At 68.2% G+C, this 19,214-nt stretch carries 15 protein-coding genes; 7 read left to right on the top strand and 8 right to left on the bottom strand.

Annotated features, from left to right (window positions below):
* Positions 1-81: 81 nt before the first annotated feature.
* The 4 genes from AC56KL_RS04100 (at position 82) to AC56KL_RS04115 (ending at position 6,317) form a co-directional block, all read left to right on the top strand.
* Entirely contained in the window at positions 82-2,502 is a 2,421-nt protein-coding gene (locus AC56KL_RS04100; RefSeq protein WP_497178856.1) for a TonB-dependent receptor plug domain-containing protein, read from the top strand.
* Between the two features lie 198 nt (positions 2,503-2,700).
* On the top strand, positions 2,701-4,191 hold the full coding sequence (locus AC56KL_RS04105; protein ID WP_497178857.1) for an ATPase domain-containing protein: 1,491 nt from the start codon (positions 2,701-2,703) through the stop codon (positions 4,189-4,191).
* On the top strand, positions 4,178-5,911 hold the full coding sequence (locus AC56KL_RS04110; RefSeq protein WP_497178858.1) for a response regulator: 1,734 nt from the start codon (positions 4,178-4,180) through the stop codon (positions 5,909-5,911). Before AC56KL_RS04105 ends, AC56KL_RS04110 begins: the two co-directional genes overlap by 14 nt.
* Positions 5,912-6,083: 172 nt before the next feature.
* A complete protein-coding gene (locus AC56KL_RS04115) occupies positions 6,084-6,317 on the top strand; it encodes a hypothetical protein (protein ID WP_497178859.1) in 234 nt (77 codons plus the stop codon).
* Positions 6,318-6,438: 121 nt separating this feature from the next.
* Here AC56KL_RS04115 and AC56KL_RS04120 read toward each other — a convergent pair whose 3' ends face one another.
* The 4 genes from AC56KL_RS04120 to dacB form a co-directional block, all read right to left on the bottom strand.
* Positions 6,439-6,690, bottom strand: coding sequence for an MbcA/ParS/Xre antitoxin family protein (locus AC56KL_RS04120; RefSeq protein WP_497178860.1), 252 nt, complete (start codon positions 6,688-6,690; stop codon positions 6,439-6,441).
* A gap of 10 nt (positions 6,691-6,700) precedes the next feature.
* Positions 6,701-7,831 (bottom strand): branched-chain amino acid ABC transporter substrate-binding protein, encoded by a 1,131-nt coding sequence (locus AC56KL_RS04125; protein ID WP_497178861.1) that lies wholly within the window; start codon positions 7,829-7,831, stop codon positions 6,701-6,703.
* Between the two features lie 82 nt (positions 7,832-7,913).
* Positions 7,914-10,079, bottom strand: a complete 2,166-nt coding sequence (locus tag AC56KL_RS04130; RefSeq protein WP_497178862.1) for a TonB-dependent receptor plug domain-containing protein — start codon at positions 10,077-10,079, stop codon at positions 7,914-7,916.
* A gap of 72 nt (positions 10,080-10,151) precedes the next feature.
* Positions 10,152-11,660 (bottom strand): D-alanyl-D-alanine carboxypeptidase/D-alanyl-D-alanine endopeptidase, encoded by a 1,509-nt coding sequence (gene dacB, locus AC56KL_RS04135; protein WP_497178863.1) that lies wholly within the window; start codon positions 11,658-11,660, stop codon positions 10,152-10,154.
* Between the two features lie 144 nt (positions 11,661-11,804).
* Here dacB and AC56KL_RS04140 point away from each other — a divergent pair, with 144 nt between their 5' ends.
* Together AC56KL_RS04140 and AC56KL_RS04145 are read left to right on the top strand one after the other, a co-directional pair.
* The gene (locus AC56KL_RS04140) at positions 11,805-12,905 is read left to right on the top strand and encodes a sensor histidine kinase (RefSeq protein WP_497178864.1); all 1,101 of its coding nucleotides are present in this window, start codon (positions 11,805-11,807) and stop codon (positions 12,903-12,905) included.
* 14 nt (positions 12,906-12,919) lie between these two features.
* Positions 12,920-13,696, top strand: a complete 777-nt coding sequence (locus AC56KL_RS04145; protein WP_497178865.1) for a LytR/AlgR family response regulator transcription factor — start codon at positions 12,920-12,922, stop codon at positions 13,694-13,696.
* 108 nt (positions 13,697-13,804) lie between these two features.
* Here the strand turns inward: AC56KL_RS04145 and AC56KL_RS04150 are convergent, their stop codons facing one another.
* The 4 genes from AC56KL_RS04150 to AC56KL_RS04165 form a co-directional block, all read right to left on the bottom strand.
* On the bottom strand, positions 13,805-15,160 hold the full coding sequence (locus tag AC56KL_RS04150; RefSeq protein WP_497178866.1) for an ATP-binding protein: 1,356 nt from the start codon (positions 15,158-15,160) through the stop codon (positions 13,805-13,807).
* A complete protein-coding gene (locus AC56KL_RS04155; protein WP_497178867.1) occupies positions 15,157-15,819 on the bottom strand; it encodes a response regulator in 663 nt (220 codons plus the stop codon). Before AC56KL_RS04155 ends, AC56KL_RS04150 begins: the two co-directional genes overlap by 4 nt.
* Before the next feature lie 81 nt (positions 15,820-15,900).
* Entirely contained in the window at positions 15,901-17,439 is a 1,539-nt protein-coding gene (locus AC56KL_RS04160; protein ID WP_497178868.1) for a Do family serine endopeptidase, read from the bottom strand.
* A 388-nt stretch (positions 17,440-17,827) separates the two neighbouring features.
* A complete protein-coding gene (locus AC56KL_RS04165) occupies positions 17,828-18,286 on the bottom strand; it encodes an Hsp20 family protein (protein ID WP_497178869.1) in 459 nt (152 codons plus the stop codon).
* 219 nt (positions 18,287-18,505) lie between these two features.
* On the opposite strand from AC56KL_RS04165, the gene AC56KL_RS04170 reads away from it, so the two are divergent.
* Positions 18,506-19,198, top strand: coding sequence for an aspartate/glutamate racemase family protein (locus AC56KL_RS04170; RefSeq protein ID WP_497178870.1), 693 nt, complete (start codon positions 18,506-18,508; stop codon positions 19,196-19,198).
* Positions 19,199-19,214 lie beyond the last annotated feature (16 nt).

A 19,214-nucleotide genomic window follows, 5' to 3' on the forward strand; every position in this document is an offset into this window, starting at 1 on the left:
TACAACGTTGCGTTAATGCTACAGGGCCTTGGTGCTCGGCCGTGGGATTGATTAGTATTCAATTTTCCTCAGGAGTAACCAGTGCTCACACTCAAACGCCTTCCCCGTTCGGTCCTGCTTGCCCTATACGGCGGCGCCGCATTCGCCGTCATGACGCCCGCCGCCCATGCCCAGGACACGGCATCCACGACGCCCGTCGCCGCAGGCACTCCTGCAGCGGCGGAGAGCGGGATACAGAGCGTCAGCATCGTCGGCTCGCGCCGCGTCGGCAATTCGTCGGCGATCGACACCCCGGTACCGGTCGATACCATTTCGATGACCAAGGCCGCCGAACAGGGCGGCCAGTTCGACCTGGCCCAGGTCCTGAACAATGTCTCGCCCTCGTTCAACTCCACCCGCCAGACCGGCGCCGACGGCGCCGACCTGGTCGATTCCGCCGCCCTGCGCGGCCTCGGTTCCGACCAGACCCTGGTGCTGGTGAACGGCAAGCGCCGCCATACCACCGCGCTGGTGAACCTGTTTGGCGCGCGCAACCGCGGCAACACCGGCACCGACATGAACGCGATTCCCGTGATGGCCATCCGTAACGTGCAGGTGCTGCGCGACGGCGCCGCCGCGCAGTACGGGTCGGACGCGATCGCCGGGGTGATCAACATCGAACTGAAGAGGAACCTGGGCTGCGAGATGGTGGCGGGCTTCGGCCAGTACACCGAGGGCGACGGCGACAACTACCTGGCCTCGGCTTACTGCGGCGTGGCCGTGGCCGGCGGGGTGCTCGGCATCACCGGCGAATACTACGACCGCGGCCGCTCCAACCGGGCCGAGGAAGGCAATCCGCGCATCATCGGCGACACCAAATCGCAGAACAGCACCGTGTACCTGAACGGCGAATTCCCGCTGGCCGACGGCAAGCTGTACGTGACGGCCGGCGCGCAGAACCGCGACGCTTCGTCGGCCGCCTGGGCGCGCGAAGGCGTGGGCTCCGAGGACATCCCGTCGCGCAACTCGGCGGCGATGTACCCGAACGGCTTCGTCCCCTTCATCAACGGCGACATCAACGACCACTGGGGCACGCTCGGCTACCGTTGGCAAGTCGGTGAGTGGAACACCGACCTCTCGCAGACCTTCGGCCACAACCGCATGCGCTACACCATCGCGAACACGCTCAACGCGTCGATCGCGAACCTCGACCTCAGCCGCGGCGGGCGTGGCGTGAGCGCCAGCATGTTCGATGCCGGCGGCTTCTCGTTCCGCCAGGCGACCACCAACCTGGACGTCTCGCGCTTCTACAGCGGCATCGCCCAGGGCATGAACCTGGCCTTCGGCTTCGAGCACCGCCGCGAGAACTACAGGATCGTGGCGGGCGAGCCGGGTTCCTGGATCGACGCCGACGGCGTCGGCGTGGGCGGCAATGCCGGCAGCCAGGGCTTCCCGGGCTTCCAGCCAATCGACGTGACCGACAGCGACCGCCACTCGAACGCGGCCTACCTCGACATCGAAACCGACCTCACCGAGCGCTTCAAGCTGCAGGCGGCGCTGCGCCACGAGCGCTATTCGGACTTCGGTTCGACTACCACCGGCAAGCTGGCGGGCGCCTATCGCGTCAACCCGGCCCTGCTCCTGCGCGGTTCCGCGAGCACGGGCTTCCGCGCGCCGTCGCTGCAGCAGGTGTATTTCTCGTCGACCTTCACCGACTTCGTCAACGGCCAGCCGCTCGACGTGGTGCTGGCGCCGAACGGGGGCCGCGTGGCAAATGCCGCCGGCATCCCGCAACTGAAGGACGAGCAATCGAAGAGCACCACGCTGGGCCTGACCTGGTCGCCCGGCCAGGCCACCTCGCTCACGGCCGACCTGTACCGCATCGACATCGACGACCGCATCGTGCTGTCGGGCCGCTTCGACGCCGACAACTACCCTGCCCTGGGCGCCACCCTGCAGCAGCTGGGCGTGGGCCAGGCGCAGTTCTTCGTCAACTCGGTGGACACCAAGACCCAGGGCCTGGACGTGACGCTCTCGCACCGCATGGATGCCGGGCAGGGCAAGCTGAATACCTTCCTGGCGCTCAACTTCAGCAAGACCGAAGTGACCGGCGTGCATGCACCGAGCGCGCTGCGCGGCTTCGAGGACGTGCTGCTGTCCGAGCGCGAGCGCCTGTTCATCGAGCAGGGCGCGCCGCGCCGCAAGGCCACGCTGGGCTTCGACCACACCCTGGGCAAGCTGGAAACCGGGCTGCGCATCGTGCATTTCGGCCCGCAGACCCTCGGCACCTTCTCGGGTCCGCCGGTGCCGAACCAGGTTTACAAGCCGAAGACCTCGGCCGACCTGTCCTTCACCTGGGCGTTCACCACCAAGACCAAGTTCACCGTGGGCGGCACCAATATCTTCGACGTGAAGCCGACCGGGCAGGACCCGAACGAGACCGACAACGGCTTCAAGTACGAGAGCGTGCAGTTCGGCCTGAACGGCGCGGCCTGGTTCGCGCGCCTGTCGCACCGCTTCTGACCAGGGTCTGTCCCGTCCACGAAAGGGTTCCCGGCCGGGAACCCTTTTTTTTATCCCGAAGGCATGTAATTGTTACAAATGGAATCAGGCTTGCGTTAACGGATGCGTATAATGCCGTGATCCACGTGCGTTGGCGGTACGCAACGTATACCTCACTTTTTCCGCGCTGCCAGCGCCACCCCAGCATAGGCCGTATCAATGAATACCGCTGCACACGCCCGCATTTCCACCGGCATTGCCGGCCTCGACGACATCCTGGGCGGCGGCCTGACCCCGCAGCGCGTCTACCTGGTGGAAGGTTCGCCGGGCTCGGGCAAGACCACGCTGGGCCTGCAGTTCCTGCTCGACGGCGTGGCCAAGGGCGACGCCGGCCTGTACATCACCCTGTCCGAAACCGCCGACGAGCTGAGCGCCGTGGCGGCCAGCCACGGCTGGAACATCGACGCGCTGTCGATCTTCGAACTGGCCGATGACACCGAACTCGACCTGGATGCGCAGCAGTCGGTGTTCCACCCCTCGGAAGTCGAGCTGGGCGAGACCACCCGCAAGGTGATGGACCGGGTCGATGCGATCAAGCCGGTGCGCGTGGTGTTCGACAGCCTGTCCGAGATGCGCCTGCTGGCGCAGAACCCGCTGCGCTACCGCCGCCAGATCCTGGCGCTCAAGCAGTTCTTCTCGGCGCGCGCCTGCACCGTCCTGCTGCTCGACGACAAGACCAGCCAGTCCGACCAGCACCTGCACAGCATCGCCCACGGCGTCATCAGCCTGGAACAGATCGCCAAGGAATTCGGCACCGAGCGGCGGCGCGTCAATATCATCAAGATGCGCGGCATCCGCTTCCGCGGCGGCTACCACGACTACACCTTGGACACGGGCGGCATCACGATGTACCCGCGCCTGGTCGCGGCCGAGCACAACCGCGATTTCACGCCGATGGTCCGCTCCACCGGGTCCGAGGGCCTCGACGCCCTGCTCGGCGGCGGCCTGGTGCGCGGCACCAATACCCTGATCGTGGGCCCGTCCGGGATCGGCAAGACCACGCTGGCCACGCGCTGCCTGCTGTCCTCGCTGGAGCGCGGCGAAAACGCGGCCATGTACCTGTTCGACGAGGGGCTCGGCACTTTCTTCGCGCGCAGCACGGCGCTCGGGCTGGAGCTGCGTCCCTACGCCGACAACGGCCAGCTGCGCATCCACCACATCGACCCGGCCGAGCTGGCGCCGGGCCAGTTCGCGCAGATGCTGCGTGAAGCGGTAGAACGCGACGGCGTCGACTTCGTCATCATCGACAGCCTGAACGCCTACCTGCAGGCCATGCCGGGCGAGCAGTTCCTGCTGCTGCAGATGCACGAGCTGCTGTCCTTCCTGAACCAGCAGGGCGTGACCACGGTGATGGTGCTGGGCCAGCACGGCATGGTCGGCGACGTGCGCTCGGACGTGGACATGAGCTACCTGAGCGACGGCACCGTGATGATGCGCTTCTTCGAATCGAACGGCCGCCTGCGGCGCGCCATCACCGTCATCAAGAGCCGCACTTCCGAACACGCGCTCACCATCCACGAGCTGCAGCTGAACCGCGAGGGCGTCCGCGTCGGCGACGCGCTGGAAGGCTTCGACGGCGTGCTGACCGGGCTGCCGAGCTACCGCGGCTCGACGCCGATGATGGCGAACCTGCCGCATGAAGACAGCTAGTCCGCACGACGAGCGCATCCTGATCCTGGCGCCGCGCGGGCGCGACGCCGAAGTCATGTGCTCGGTGCTGGCGCACGACAGGGCGGCGTGCGACATCGTCCCCGACTTTCCGGTGCTGGCGGCCGCCATCGAGGGGGGCGCGGGAATGGCCATCATCGCCGAGGAAGCCCTGCACGGGGTAGACATGGGCGCGCTGCATACCTGGCTGGCGCGCCAGGAGCCGTGGTCCGATTTCCCCTTCGTGATCCTGCTGGCCAAGGCCATCGGCGCCCCGCTCGACGGCGCCCGCACCCGCCTGGAGGAGCTGGGCAACATCATCCTGCTCGAGCGCCCGCTCAACGCCCAGACCCTGCGCAGCGCCGCCTCTTCGGCCCTGCGCGCGCGGCGCCGCCAGTACCAGGCGCGCGACCTGCTGGCCGACCGCGAACGCGGCGCCGCCAGCCTGCAGGAGAGCCAGCAAGACCTGCTGTCCCTGAACGAGACCCTCGAGTCGCGCATCGAAGAGCGCACGCGCGCCCTGGCCCAGGCCAACGACCGCCTGATGAACGAGGTCATTGAGCGCGAACGGGTGCAGCAGGCCATGGTGCAGTACCAGAAGATGGAAGCGATCGGCCGCCTCACCGGCGGCATTGCGCACGATTTCAACAACCTGCTCAACGTGGTCCAGGGCAGCATGGACCTGATCCTGCTGCTCTCGAAGGACGAGGTGGCGCGCCAGCGCGCCGAGATCGCGCGGCGCGCCTGCCAGCGCGGCGGCAAGCTGACCAGCCAGCTGCTGGCCTTTGCCCGCAACCAGAACCTCGACCTGCGCGAAGCCAGGGTGGACGCCCTGTTCGACGGCGTGCGCGAACTGGTGGCGGCCTCGGTCGGCTCGCAGATCCGCCTGAGCTTCGAGGTGGAGGACGGCTGCGCCACCGTCGTGGCCGACGCCAACCAGATGGAGATGGCCCTGCTGAACCTGGCCATCAATGCGCGCGACGCGACCGAGGGCAAGGGCGAGCTTCGCTTCCATGCCGGCAATGCCCAGCCGCCGGACGGGCTGCTGCCGGCCGGCGACTACGTTCGCATCGCGGTCACCGACAGCGGCAGCGGCATGGATCCGGACCTGGTCGCCCGGGTCTTCGAACCCTTCTTTACCACCAAGGCGGTCGGCAAGGGCACCGGCCTGGGACTGAGCCAGGTGTACGGCATGGCCCAGCAGTCGGGCGGCGCGGCGCGCATCCTCAGCCGGCCGGGCGCCGGGACCACCGTCGAGATCTGGCTGCGCGCCTGGGACGGCGCTGCCGGCGCCGAGCCTGCCGTTGGGCTGGCGCCGGTTCCGGAATCCCGCCCGGGGGCGCGCATCCTGGTGGTCGAAGACGACAACTTCGTGCGCGAATCGATGGTCTCCCTGCTGGAAGCCTTCGGACACACCGTCACCCAGGCCGCCAACGGCGAGGCCGCACTGGACGAATTGCAGCAGGCGCGCCCCGACCTGATCATCACCGATTACCTGATGCCGGGGATCACCGGGGCCGAACTCATGCTGCGCGCACGCCAGGTGTTCCCGGGAATACCGATGATCATCGCCACCGGCTACGCGGACATGAAGGCGATCGAGCAGGTGCTGGGGAGCGACATCCTGCTGCGCAAGCCCTTCCAGCTGGCCGAACTGGCGCTCAGCGTCGACCGCGCCCTGGGCCGGGCCAGCCCCTCGGTGCCGCCCCTGCGGCGGCATTGAGCGCGGCGCGCCGGCGCAAGGCGCCTGCGACACCTTCACGCAGGATGGCGAGGTCGCGTAGCTTGAGCTCGGCTCTTCCATATGATGCGTCATGGAGCCGGACGCCGCCAAAACCCGCTCTGTGCCACACTTTGTGCATCACCTCACGGCAAAGCCAACCAGGGAGCACATCATGAACATGCAGCAGAAATCGCAGGAACAGCCGGGTCAGGAAGGCGGCCAGCCTACCCAAGGCCAGCAGCAAGGCCGGCAACAGAGCCAGGAGCAGAACCGACAGCAGGCCGGGCAGGACCTGTCCGCCACCGCCGACGTCGACGGCCTCGCGAACAAGAAGCCGGAAGAACTGACGCCGGAAGAGTTACGCCTGATGGCCGACACGATGCCGGGCGAAGGACCGGGAGACTGAGCACCCATGTTCCTATTCTTCTCGAACAAGCTCGGCTGCCTCGGCTCCATCGCCGTCTCGATCGTGCTGACGCTGATCGTCCTGCTGCTTTTCGGCGTTTTCTAAAACAGTCTGGAGCGCCTTACTTCTTTAGCGAGTGCACGAAGGCCAGGACCTCATCCTCACGGCCCTCGCCCACCGCCTCGGCGGCGCTCCTGCCGCCGAGCGCCGGCTGCGCCTCGTTCATCCAGGCGCTGGCCGCCTCGTCGCTGCCCACGATGGCGCGCGCCTCGTGCATCACGGTGTAATAGGCCTGCGCCTTGCGCGACTGCTGGCCGAAACGGGCTTGCAGCGCCGCGAAGGCATCCGGCTTGATGGAATCGTTTGCGGCCACGGCATGCTCCTTATTTGGTCACGGTGAGCAGCGAACGCTTGCCGCCCTTGAACGAGTACAGCGTAATGGCGCCGTCGCGGATGTCGCCGCGCGCATCGAAAGCGATCGGACCGGTCACGCCCTTGTATTGGATCGTGGCCAGTACCGGCAGGTACTTCGCCGGCTGGCTGGACCCGGCCTTCACCATCGCCTCGGCCATGGTCATCACCGCGTCGAAGGCGTAAGGGGCGTTGATCTGGACGTCGATACCGAAACGCTTCCTGTAGTCGGCGCGGAACCTGTCCATGGCCGCCCGGGCTTCGCCCTGCACGCCGCCCGCTTCCGCGCACACCACCTGGCCATCCGCCATGGTGCCGCCGGAGAGCTTGTGGATCTCGTCCGAGCACAGGCCGTCGCCGCCCATCATGCGCACATTCATGCCGAGCTGCTTCATCTGGCGCAGCATCGGGCCGGCGGTGGCGCTCATGCCGCCGAAGAAGACCAGATCGGGCTTGGTGGCGCGCAGGCGCGTGATGATGGCGGTGAAATCGGTTGCCTTGTCGGTCGTGAACTCGCGCGCCACCACCCTGCCGCCCTGCTGCTGCAGGCTGCGCGCGAATTCCGTCACCAGTCCCTGGCCGTAGGCGGTGCGGTCGTCGACCACCGCCACGCGCCTGGCGTTCATGCTCTTGACCGCGTAGCGGCCCAGCGCCTGGCCCAGCTGCACGTCGTTGGCCACCACGCGGAAGGTGGTGTTGAAGCCCTGCCGCGTGTACACCGGGGAAGTCGACGAAGGCGAGATCTGCGGGATCCCGGCCGCATGATAGATCTTAGAAGCCGGGATGGTGGTGCCCGAGGTCTCGTGACCGACCATGCCGTTGATCTTCGCGTCAACCAGCTTTTGCGCCACCGCGGTCGCCTGCTTCGGCTCGCCGGCGTCGTCCTCGGCGGCCAGCTCGAAGCGGACCTTCTTGCCGCCGATGCTGACACCTTTCGCGTTGAGCGCCTCGATCGCCATGCGGGCGCCGTTCTCGGTGTCCTTGCCGAAATACGCTACCGGGCCGGTGACGGCGGCCGCGTGGCCGATCTTCACCACTTCCTGTGCCGGCGCGGCAGCGGCGGCAGCCGACAGGGCGGCCAACAGGATTGCTTGCTTCTTCATCGCTTCCTCTTTCTTCATGCAGCGGTCGGGCATACGCCCCAAAGGCTGCATTCTACCGTTCCCGCGCCCGTCCCGCTTCCCGTCACAGGCTTTGTTCCCACACGAGACGCCAGCCTGGATGCAGCCGGAAGACGGTCGTGCGCCCGAGCGGAGAACTTCCCTGGTACTGCAGGCTCTCCCGGTAGTGGCGCTGCCCCAGGTCCGACACCGACAGGCGCAGGCGCGAGCGGGCGTCGCGCTTCCATACGGCGTACAGGTCGAGCTGGCGCCGGATGCCCTTGTCGCTGAGGATCAGCGCGCTCGCGCGGCTGACCACGGGGCCGCGCACCGTCCAGGTACCGCCCAGGTCGACCCGGCCGCCGGAGGCCGCATAGTCCAGTCCCAGATTGCCGCTGTAGGCCGGCTGGTTCTCGATGCGCTGGTCCGGCCCCGGCAGGCTGTCCACGCGCGACCAGTTGCGCGCCAGGTTGACGCGCGCCGCCAGCGCTCCGCGCGTCGCCTTGCCCTCGAACTCGATGCCGCGCACGGTAGCGCCGCCGCGGTTTTCCGGCGTCGCCGTCCACACGCCGCGGCTCTCCGAAACCTGCACCAGCGTGATGTCGCGGATGCGCTTGTGGAAGGCGCTGACGCTGAGCATGTTGCCCTCGCCCATGGTGCGCTCCCAGGCCAGGTCGACCGAGAGGGCGAGCTCGGGACGCAGCCTGGGGTTGCCCTGTTGGTCCGGGTTGGCGGCGCTGTTGTTGTTGTCGACCGTGTAGCGGCGCGGCATGAGCTGGACGATGTCCGGCGCCTTGTAGGTACGGCTGACGGCAAGGCGCAGGCCGTCGCGCGGGCCGTCGTCTCCTTCCGCACGCGGGGGCCTGAACAGCAGCTGCAGCACCGGGCTCCAGGCCCCCGCTTTCACGTCCACCGGCGCATCCGCATTGCCTTCGCCGGTGGTATGCAGGTCTTCCCGGCGCAGGCCCGCATAGGCGGACCAGGCGGCGCCGACGTCCCACTCGTCCTGGATGAAGAAGGCGCTGCGCGCCACCCGGGCGCGGTAGTCCTCGTCGCTGGTGTAGAAGACACGGCCGCCGGGGTCGGCATGGCGCTCGCGCCGGTATTCGCTGCGCCCCTTGCGGCCGAACTCCCAGCCGGCGGCCAGCGCGTGGCTCCCCCACAGCGGGCGGCGCCAGCTGCCGCTGAAGTTCCACTCGCGCTCGGTGGGGCCGGAGGCGACCAGGTGCGACTCCAGCAGCCGGTCTTGCGGGTCCATGCCGCGGAAGACGAAATCGGCCTCGCGCGCCATATGAAAGCCCGACAGCTTGACGGCCAGGCGCGCGCCCGCTTCCATCCTGCGGTTCCAGGCCAGGTCGGCATAGGCGTGCAGGGGGCGCGTCTCGAAGCGCTGCCAGGCGTGCGGGAAGGCGGTCGGCCGGCCGACCACGGTACTTTCGCGCTCGCGCTTGACGTTGTCGAGATGGCGCCGGCGCACATAGGCTTGCGCGCTGACGCTGTCGGCCGCCGTCGGCTGCCACGCAAGGCGCGGCGCCAGTTCCAGGATGTCCTCGACCTGCTCGTCGGTCCAGCGGATGCGGCGCAGCAGCGCGGGCTGCGCGCCTTCTTCGAGCGTGTTGGCATCGATCGCATTGACGTTGCGCCTGAGGGTCGCGGCCAGCGTGTAGGAGAGCGTCCCCGTGCGGCCGCTGTGCTGGGCGAGCAGCTGGGGCGCCGCGCGGCCGCCGACAAAAGCGCTGCCTGCCTTGAGCTCGGTGGCGGGGCCGGTCTTGCCCGGCCCGGCGCGCCGCATGACGATATTGATGCTGCCGGCCACGGCCTGGCTGCTGGTCTCGGCGGTGGCGGCGCGCCGGATCTCGATGCGTTCGACCAGGTCGGGATTGAGCGATTCGAGCGAGAAGCCACTGGGCGCAGGCAAGCCGTTCAGCAGGATCGCCACATGGCCGCCGCCCATGCCGCGCATGCGGATCGCCGCGTCCCTGCCTGGCGCGGCGTCGACCGTGATGCCGGGCTGGCGTTTCAGCGCCTCGACCAGGCTGGGGTCGCCCTGGCGCAGGAGTTCGTCGCGCCCGACGACGATGGCGGTAGTGGTCGCGCTGGTCCTCGATTCGAGGCGCGCGTCCGCGGCGCCGGCCGTGACGAGCACCTGCTGCATGGCTTGCGGGACGGCCTGGGCGGAGGCCGCGGACATGGCGGAGGCGTGCGCCGCCAGCAGCAGCGCACGGGCGCTGCCGGTTCGGATGATGTGCATGTTGATGAGCGAGGAGGGTTTCGGGACGGCCAGGGAGGTTTTCCCTCGCCGCTGTTCGTTGAGGAATTCCGTTCAGTCGGGCAGCGCGATGGCGCCGCCCCCGGCCACCCAGGTGACCAGGGCATTGAGCACCGCCCTGCCCTTGTCGGCCTGCGGATCGTTGACGAAGGCCGACACGGCCCAGTCCTGTCCGCGAAGGTCGCGCACGTAGCCGGCCAGGGCGGCGACGTCGCGCAGCGTGCCGGTCTTCAGGCGCGCATTGCCGGCGGCGGGGCTGTCCTGCAGGCGCTTGCTCATCGTGCCGTCCAGCGCCGCGATGGGCAGGCTGGCGGCGAACTCGGGGTGCCAGCGGCTGGACGCGGAGCGCTGCAGCAATGCAGACAACTGCGCGGCGCTGATCCGTTCGTGACGCGACAGCCCGGAGCCGTTGTCGATCACCATGCCGGCCGGGTCGACACCCTGCGCGGCGACCCAGTCGAGCACGCGCCGGCGTGCGCGTTCGCGGGTCGGCAGGCCGGCCTCTGCAGGCGCCGCATCCGCCGCCGCGTCGTTCGCGGTGGTGGTCGCGGTCGCCCCCAGTCCCAGGTACAGCAGGCGCGCCTTGACCGCGTGCGAGGTCTTGTTGATGCTGCGGACCGTCTCGCCCAAGCTCTCGAACTGGCGCTCTACCAGCGTGACGGCGCCGGCTGGCTTCTTGCCCTCACGCACCCGGCCGCCCCACTGCCCACCCATTTCCTGCCACAGGGCCCGCACCAGGCGTTCGACATAGAGGTTGCGCTCGAGGGTGGCTAGTTCGACCGTCGTCCGGCAGTTGCGGGGGAAGGCGCCCGTCAGCACGATGCGGACCGCGCCGCGGGCGTCGGCCTGCACCTCCGGCCGGCGCCAGGTTTCGTCCCAGGCGCCGCAAGGGAGTTCATTCATGGTCATCCGGTTCACCACGGTGACGCCGGACAGCGGCGGCGTGGTCTGCACGGCCACGGCGGATGCATCGGACGCCAGCGTGTAGCGCACCAGGTAGTCCGACACCGTCAGCGCATCGGGAATCACGTTGTACGCGGCGTCCGGCGTGTCGTCGAAGGGCGGCGCGCCAAGGTCCGGCCGGGCCGGCTGGAACAGCGAGCGGTCCAGCACCAGGTCGCCCGCGATGGAGACGATGCCGCTGTTTCGCAGCGTGCGCAGCATGCCGCCCAGCCGCTCCCAGCTCAGGTTGGGTTCACCGCCGCCCAGCAGGTACAGGTTCCCCTCCAGCGTTCCGTCCCGCGGCGCGGCGTCGGCAAGCATCGCGGTACTCCAGCGGTGGTCCGGACCGAGCGTATCGAGGGCGGCCAGCGTCGTCACCAGCTTCATTGCCGACGCCGGATTCACAAGGCGGTGTTCGCCCTGCCCCTGCGGCCGCGCGCTTGCCGAAGGCCCGGCCAGCGGCGCGATCCGGTAACTCAGCGCCGCGGCGGGCAGGCCCTGGCGCGCCAGCTCGCTCATGACGGCGGCGGGAACGGCCTCGGCGGCCTGGCCGGATGCCAGGACCATGGCCGCACAGCATGCGCCGGCGGCCCGGATGATCAAGGTAGTGCAGGGGGACATGCTCGCCTTTCGGGTGTCGATCGTGCCCATTGTGCGCACCGTCCTGCCGGGCTTCATCGGAAATGTGACGAACGGCCGCTTCCATGTGACGGCCTCGCCCTCCCCTCGGTCCGGGGGCGCCTGGGCGCTGCTATACTTTTTCCGATGAAGTCATCCATTCTCCGCCTGCCGCCGTTCGCGCGCATCGTCCTCGTTACCGTGTGCCTGTGGACGGCCATCAGCGTGCTCGGGGCGCTGCAGACCTACAGCGACAACCTGCGCGCCGGCGTCGAGAGCCACTATCCGGCGCTGCTGGCCACCTGGTTCGTCGAATACGCCGTGCCCCTGATCGCGCTGAGCGCCGGCCTGAGCATGGCGCTCACGCGCTGGCCGATCCTGATCTCGCGTCCGCGCAACGTGCTGGGCATGTTCGTCGTGCTCGTCCTGCTGTTCCAGCCTGCCCAGTGGACCTGGATGGCCTGGCAGCGCGACATGCTGCAGGTGGCCGGCCTGGAGGACGCCCGGCAGCTCCTGATGAAGATGTTGCTGGTGGGCTGGTTCTCGACCACCGGCACCTTCGCCGCCGTGCTGGCCTTGTTCTATTCCCGGCAATCGAAGGAGCGCGAACTGGCGTGGCAGCGTTCGCAGACCGACATGCTCAACCTGCGCCTGGCGCTCGAGGAACAACGCATGCTGGCGCTGCGCGCGCAGCTCGAACCGCATTTCCTGTTCAACGCCCTGAACGCGATCAGCGCCCTGGTGCGCAGCGACGACAAGCCGCTGGCCCTGCAGGGTATCGGCCTGCTGAGCGACCTGCTGCGCTACGTCCTGTCGGCCAGCGCCGGCAACAGGGCCACCGTCGCCGCCGAGCTGCGCTTCGTGCAGGACTACCTCGACCTGCAGCGCCTGCGCTACGGCGAGCGCCTGCGCATGCACGTCGACGGCGCGGGCGAGCACCTGCACGAGGTGGCGTGCCCGCCGCTGCTGCTGCAGCCGCTGGTGGAAAACGCCCTGCGCCATGACCTCGATTGCAGCGAAGGCCCGGGCGACATCCACCTGTCCTTCATCCGGGAGGAAGACGCGCTGCTGGTCCGGGTCACCAACCCGGCCCGCAGCGGCGCGCCCGCCAACCCGGGCGCCGGCCTGGGGCTCGCCAACACCCGCGACCGGCTGCGGCTGGTGCACCCGGATGCCTCGCTGCGCGCCGGCCGCCAGGGCGAGCGCTTCGTGGCCGAGATCCGGCTGCCGCTGGCCTGCGGGGCATGAGCATGAGCATGAGCATGAGCATGACAATGCGCTACCTGATCGTCGACGACGAAATGCCGGGCAGGGTCAACCTGCGCCTGGCGATGGCCGCCCATCCGGGCTGGCAGCTGCAGGCGGAATGCAACGGGGCCGTGGCGGCGCGCGCGGCCCTCGCCGGGCACGAGGTCGACCTCGTATTCCTGGACATCCAGATGCCCGGGCAATCGGGCCTGGCGCTGGCGCGCGAACTCAGCGGCCTGGCCGAGCCGCCCCTGATCGTGTTCGTGACCGCCTACAGCGAGCATGCGATCGACGCCTTCGAGGTACACGCCCTCGACTACCTGTTGAAGCCGCTCGACGATGCGCGCCTCGCCCAGGCCGTGGAGCGGGCCGCGAGCATGCTGCGCCAGCGCCAGCGCGAAGCCTACGGCGCCGCACTGCGCCGCTTTGTCGATGCGGACCGGGCCAAGGGTATGCAGTACCCGGAGTACATCGGCGTGCGCTCGGTCGGCCGCATCGAGCAGGTCAAGGTGAGCGACATCCTGCGCATCGAATCGGCTGGCAATTATGTGGAGCTGCACCTGCCCGGGCGCACCGTGCTGCACCGGATGACGCTCGCGCGCCTCGAGGGCCTGCTGGCCCCGGGCGAATTCCTGCGCGTGCACAGGGGCACGATCGTGCGGCGCCAGCAGATCGCAAGCCTGGAGACCCGCGGCGACGGCGCCTACTGGCTGACAATGCGCAACGGCGACGCGGTGGCCGTCAGTGAGCGTTATGCGGGCGCGTTGAAGCAGGTGCTGGGATCCATCTGACGGGGGTCTTTGTAGGGTGGTCGGCTTTGCCGACCGCGCGTCCAGCTCTGGCAGGCGCCGTGACAACGCATCCCATGGTTGAACGCGCGGTCGGCGAAGCCGACCATCCTACGGCGCCCTGAAGCTGACGGTGGCCAACAGGCCGCCCAGGCGTTCCGACTGGCCGAGCACCAGGCTGGCGCCGTGGCGTTCGGCGATGGCCTTGATGATCGCCAGTCCCAGCCCGCTGCCGGCCGCCTCGCTGCCTGCCACGCGGTAGAAACGGTCGAACACGCGCTCGCGTTCGTCCGGGGGGATGCCGGGACCGCTGTCCTCGACCGTGACCACCGTGTGTCCCGCGTCGCTCGACACCGAAATGTCGGCGGTACCGCCGGCCGGGGTGTACTTGATGGCGTTGTCCACCAGGTTGCGCAGCAGGATCTGCAGCGCGTCCGGCTGCCCCTCGACGACCGCCGCATCGGCCTGGTGGATGCCGACGTCCACGCCCTTGGCCGCGGCCACGCCGGCCAGGTCGGCCACGGTGCGGCGCGCCAGGTCCGTCAGGTCGACCGGGCGGCTGGCGGCGGTGGCGGCGGCCGCTTCCTGGCGCGCCAGCACCAGTAGCTGCTCGACCAGGCGGGTAGCGCGGTCGATGCCGGCCGTGAGGCGCGACACCGCCAGCTTGCGGGCGTCGGACGTGTCGGCGCGGTCCAGGCTTTGCGCCTGCAGGCGCAGCGCGGCCAGCGGGGTGCGCAGCTCGTGCGCGGCATCGGCGACAAAGGTCTGCTGCGCATCGAAGGCGGTCTTCACGCGCCCGAACAGCAGGTTGAGTTCCTGCACCAGCGGACGCACTTCGTCAGGCAGGCCGGCTTCCGACACCGGCGACAGGTCGTCGGCCTGGCGCGAGGCCACCTGCGAGCGCACCCGCGCCACCGGCTCGAGCGAACCGCTCACTACCCACCACACCACCAGCATCAGGATCGGCATCATGACCGCGATCGGACCGAGGGTGCGCAGCGCCAGGTTGCCCGCCATGTTGCGGCGCACGGCCAGGTCCTGGGCCACCTGCACGGTCTGGTTCTCGGTCTGGATCGAGAACACGCGGTACACGGTATTGTTGGCCTTGACGTTGGAAAAACCCAGCACCGCGCGCTGCGGCAGCTTGGCGCGCGAGACGCTGTGGAATACCTGCACGCCGTCGGGGGACCACATCTGCACCACCATGTCGTCGCTTCCGGCCCCGCCCTCGCTGCCCTCGTTCCGGGCCTGGAGCCGCTGCTGCGCCTCGCTGTTCGACAGGGGCGTGCTCGAGCGCAGCGACAGCGCCATCTGCTGCATGTGGTAGTCGAAGATCTGGTCGGCGTCGTGCAGGGAGGTGCGGTAGGCGATCGAGGCCTGCGCCAGGGCGGCGATGGTGATCGCCGCCAGCAGGTACCACAGCAAGCGTCCACGCAGCGAGTGCGTGACCTTGGACCTGAATTTCATGCCTTGGGCACCATGTAGCCGACGCCGCGCACGTTCTGGATCAGGTCACTGCCCAGCTTCTTGCGCAGGCCGTGGATGTAGACTTCGACCGCATTGCTGGAGACTTCATCGCGCCAGCTGTACAGCTTCTCCTCCAGCTGGGCGCGCGACAGCACGGCGCCGGGCCGCGCCACCAGGGCCTCCAGCACGGCCCATTCGCGCGCCGACAGCGCGACCTGGGCGCCGTCCACCATCACTTCGCGGGTGACCGGATTGATGGTGATGTTCTTGTATTCGAAGATGGGTTCGGCGCGCCCGGCGGCGCGGCGCAGCAGCGCGCGGATGCGCGCCAGCAGCTCGTCGAGGTCGTAGGGCTTGAGGACGTAGTCGTCGGCGCCGGCGTCGAGGCCGGCGATGCGCTGGGCGACCGAATCGCGCGCGGTGGCGACCAGCACCGGGGTGCGGTCCTTGCGCGAGCGCATCGAGCGCAGCACGTCCAGCCCGTCCTTGCGCGGCAGGCCAAGGTCGAGCAGGACCAGGTCATAGTTCTGGTTCTGCATCAGGGCCGTGTCGGCCATTTCGCCGTCCTTGACCCAGTCGACGGCGTAGTGCTCGGCCCGTAACAGGTCGAGCACTACTTCGCCGATCATCGTATCGTCTTCTACCAGCAATAGCCGCATGAATTCCCCGTTCTTGAAACCGTGCCGTTGAGTGTATGAGTATCGCTTCTTCCTACACTCGGTAGAAGATCTTACGCTTCCTCAACCGATCCGCACTGGAATGAAGATTCTGTCATTCCCGCGCTGAATCAGCAAGGCCACTGACTTGTTGGCTTTCGCCACCACGTCGCGGACCTGGTCGAGCGAGTTGACCGCCCGGCCGTTGACCGAAATGAGCACGTCGCCCGGCTCGACGCCGGCGACCGCAGCCGCGCCCTGCGCGTCCTCGATCACCAGGCCCGATGCGATGCCGCTCTGGCGGCGCTCGATCGGTTCCAGCGGACGCAGCGCCAGGCCGAGCTTGGCGCCGTTGCTGGCGCCGTTCGAGGCCAGCTCTTCCTGCATACCGCGCTTGGGCTTCTCGCTGGCGTCGCCCAGGACCGCATCGATGCGCACCAGCTTGCCGTCGCGCCAGACATCGAGGCTGGCGCGCTCGCCCGGCCTGGACAGGCCGATGATGCTCGGCAGGTCGCCCGAGGACACGATTGCCTTCCCGTTCACGCGGCGGATGATGTCGCCCGACTTCAGGCCGGCGCGGTCGGCGGGGCCGCCGCGTTCGACGTTCGCGATCAGCGCGCCTTCCGGCGAGGCGAGGCCGAAGGAGTCGGCGAAGGCCTGTCCGACTTCCTGCACGTTCACGCCCAGCTTGGCGTGCTGCACCTTGCCGGTGGCCATGATCTGGTCCTTGATCTTGAGCGCGACGTCGATCGGGATCGCGAAGGACAGGCCCTGGTAGCCGCCGGTCTGGCTGTAGATCTGCGAGTTGATGCCCACCACTTCGCCGCGGGTATTGATCAGCGGGCCGCCCGAGTTGCCGGGATTGACCGCCACGTCGGTCTGGATGAAAGGCACCAGGCCGTCCTGCAGCGAGCGGCCGGTGGCGCTCACCACGCCGGCGGTGACGGTGCTCTCGAGGCCATACGGCGAACCGATGGCCAGCACCCATTCGCCCGCCTGCAGGGAACGCGACTGGCCGACCGGCACGACCGGCAGGCTCTTGGCGTCGATCTTCAGCACGGCCACGTCGGTGCGCGGGTCGGTGCCAACCACCTTGGCGCGGAACTCGCGGCGGTCCTGCAGCTTGACGGTGACTTCGTCGGCGCCCTGCACGACGTGGGCGTTGGTCAGGATGACGCCGTCCGGGCTTACAATGAAGCCCGATCCGGCGCCGGAAACGGGAGCCGGCGCTTCCCGGCCGCCGCCGAAGCGGGGGTCCTGGAACTGCCGGAAGAACTCATATAGGGGGTGACCCGGCGGAATCTGCGGGACGTTGCCGCGGTTCGCGGTCTTGATGCCGCCGCGAACCTGGATGTTCACCACCGCCTTGCCGTTCTGCGAGGCGATGCGGGTGAAGTCGGGAAGCGTGACCGTGGCCGCTGGAGCCGGGGCTGCGACAGCGGGGGCCGGCGCGGCGACAGGCGCAGGCGCTGCAGCAGCCAGTGCGTTCTCGGCTGCGACATTGTTATGGTTGACGGCGAGCGCACCGACCGCTCCGCCGATGACGCCAGCGGCACACAAGGCCAGCGTGAGGCGTTTGGCAGTGATGGCAGTGACGGCAGTGACGGCACCTTCGTTACGCATGTATGTGCTCCTGATTGGCTAGTGATTGACCGATGATGTCGTCTTATCGATGGGGTGTATCTTCCCAAAGCTGGCTTAGACCTTGCTTAAGCTGGCAGCTTCCAGTCTTAGCGGCGTCTTAACGCAGGGTGGCCGGCTTCGCCGAGCGCGCGTTCAATCCTGGCCAGATCTGGCCGCGCGGCCGTTCATGGGCCAACGATCATTGGCCAGATCTGCCAGCGTGGCCGTTCATGGGCCAACTATCACCGCGCGGTCGGCAGAGCCGACCACCCTACGAAAAACAATCCCCATCGTCAAAAAGGGCGCCCCGCGGGACGCCCTCTTTCAAACTACTTCCTTGTACCTCGGGCGTTCAGTCCTCGGTCCGAGCGCCTGGATCGGGCAGAAATCAGGCAGCTTCGCGCTGCTGTTCCAGCACCTGGACCTTGTTGGCGCCTTTGCCGTCGCCGATGGCGATCTTGCGCGGCTTGAACGCTTCGGGCACTTCGCGCACCAGTTCGATGGTGAGCATGCCGTTGTCGAACGAGGCGCTAGTGACCTTCACGTGGTTGGCCAGCTGGAAGCGCTGCTCGAAGTCGCGGGCAGCGATGCCACGGTGCAGGAAGGTACGCTGGGTCTCGTCCTTCTGCTTGCGGCCGGTCACGTGCAGGGTGTCGCGCTCGGTGACGATCTCCACTTCATCGCGGCTGAAGCCGGCCAGGGCCATCACGATGCGGTAGTTATCTTCGCTCACCAGTTCGATGTTGTACGGCGGGTAGCTCGGCTCGCCGCGCTGCTCGAGCAGGCTGGCCAGGCGATCGAAACCGATGGCGGAACGGTACAGGGGAGTCAGGTCGAAAGTACGCATGATAGATATCCTCGTAAAAGTTAAGCGATATGTTGCCGGACCTCATCGTGAGCATCCGGTGAGTCCAATCTAGTGCCATGTCGATGGCATTTCAAGGCATACGAAATACGGATTTTTGATAAACTTTGCAAATATTATTTGCACATCGCGTGCAGTCTGAAATATTGCCCCTGGTGCTACACTGGCCCGTCCATACCTTCCGCAAGCCTGGAGCGACCCATGAAAACGATCGGACTCATCGGCGGCATGAGCTGGGAATCGACGGTTCCCTACTACCGCACCCTCAACGAAACCGTGCGCGAACTGCGCGGCGGCCTGCACTCGGCCAGGATCGTGCTGGTGAGCGTCGATTTCGACGAGGTCGAGCGCCTGCAGCGCGCGGGCGACTGGGAGTCGGCCGGCGCCCTGCTGGCCGACTGCGCGCGCCGACTGGAGCGCGCCGGCGCCGACTTCATCGTCCTGTGCACCAACACCATGCACAAGGTGGCGCCCGCGATCGAGGCGGCGGCCGGCATCCCCCTGTTCCACATCGCCGACCCGACGGCGGAGGCGATCCGCGCCGCCGGCCTGCGCAAGGTGGGCCTGCTCGGCACCCGTTTCACGATGGAGCAGGATTTCTATCGCGCCCGGCTGGAGCAGCGCCACGGCCTGGAAGTGGTCGTGCCCGGCGAGGCTGCGCGCGCGCTGGTGCACCGCGTGATCTACGAGGAGCTCTGCCAGGGCAAGGTGCTGGACGCCTCGCGCGAGGCCTACCGCGCCGTGATCCGCGGCCTGGTGGAGGCCGGCGCGCAAGGCATCATCCTCGGCTGCACCGAGATCGCGCTGCTGGTGGGACCGGCGGACAGCCCGGTTCCCGTGTTCGACACCACCGCACTGCACGCGCGCAAGGCGGCCGAATTTGCGCTAACGTAAGGGGTTCCAGCACCCC

It is taken from the genome of Telluria sp. ZB4P34 (genome assembly GCF_059686055.1).

Bases quoted from the DNA above. Each gene is read 5' to 3' on its own strand.
- AC56KL_RS04105 (WP_497178857.1), top strand. From the start codon at position 2,701: ATGAATACCGCTGCACACGCCCGCATTTCCACCGGCATTGCCGGCCTC.
- AC56KL_RS04110 (WP_497178858.1), top strand. From the start codon at position 4,178: ATGAAGACAGCTAGTCCGCACGACGAGCGCATCCTGATCCTGGCGCCG.
- AC56KL_RS04115 (WP_497178859.1), top strand. From the start codon at position 6,084: ATGAACATGCAGCAGAAATCGCAGGAACAGCCGGGTCAGGAAGGCGGC.
- AC56KL_RS04125 (WP_497178861.1), bottom strand. From the start codon at position 7,831: ATGAAGAAGCAAGCAATCCTGTTGGCCGCCCTGTCGGCTGCCGCCGCT.
- AC56KL_RS04130 (WP_497178862.1), bottom strand. From the start codon at position 10,079: ATGCACATCATCCGAACCGGCAGCGCCCGTGCGCTGCTGCTGGCGGCG.
- dacB (WP_497178863.1), bottom strand. From the start codon at position 11,660: ATGTCCCCCTGCACTACCTTGATCATCCGGGCCGCCGGCGCATGCTGT.
- AC56KL_RS04140 (WP_497178864.1), top strand. From the start codon at position 11,805: ATGAAGTCATCCATTCTCCGCCTGCCGCCGTTCGCGCGCATCGTCCTC.
- AC56KL_RS04145 (WP_497178865.1), top strand. From the start codon at position 12,920: ATGAGCATGACAATGCGCTACCTGATCGTCGACGACGAAATGCCGGGC.
- AC56KL_RS04150 (WP_497178866.1), bottom strand. From the start codon at position 15,160: ATGAAATTCAGGTCCAAGGTCACGCACTCGCTGCGTGGACGCTTGCTG.
- AC56KL_RS04155 (WP_497178867.1), bottom strand. From the start codon at position 15,819: ATGCGGCTATTGCTGGTAGAAGACGATACGATGATCGGCGAAGTAGTG.
- AC56KL_RS04160 (WP_497178868.1), bottom strand. From the start codon at position 17,439: ATGCGTAACGAAGGTGCCGTCACTGCCGTCACTGCCATCACTGCCAAA.
- AC56KL_RS04165 (WP_497178869.1), bottom strand. From the start codon at position 18,286: ATGCGTACTTTCGACCTGACTCCCCTGTACCGTTCCGCCATCGGTTTC.
- AC56KL_RS04170 (WP_497178870.1), top strand. From the start codon at position 18,506: ATGAAAACGATCGGACTCATCGGCGGCATGAGCTGGGAATCGACGGTT.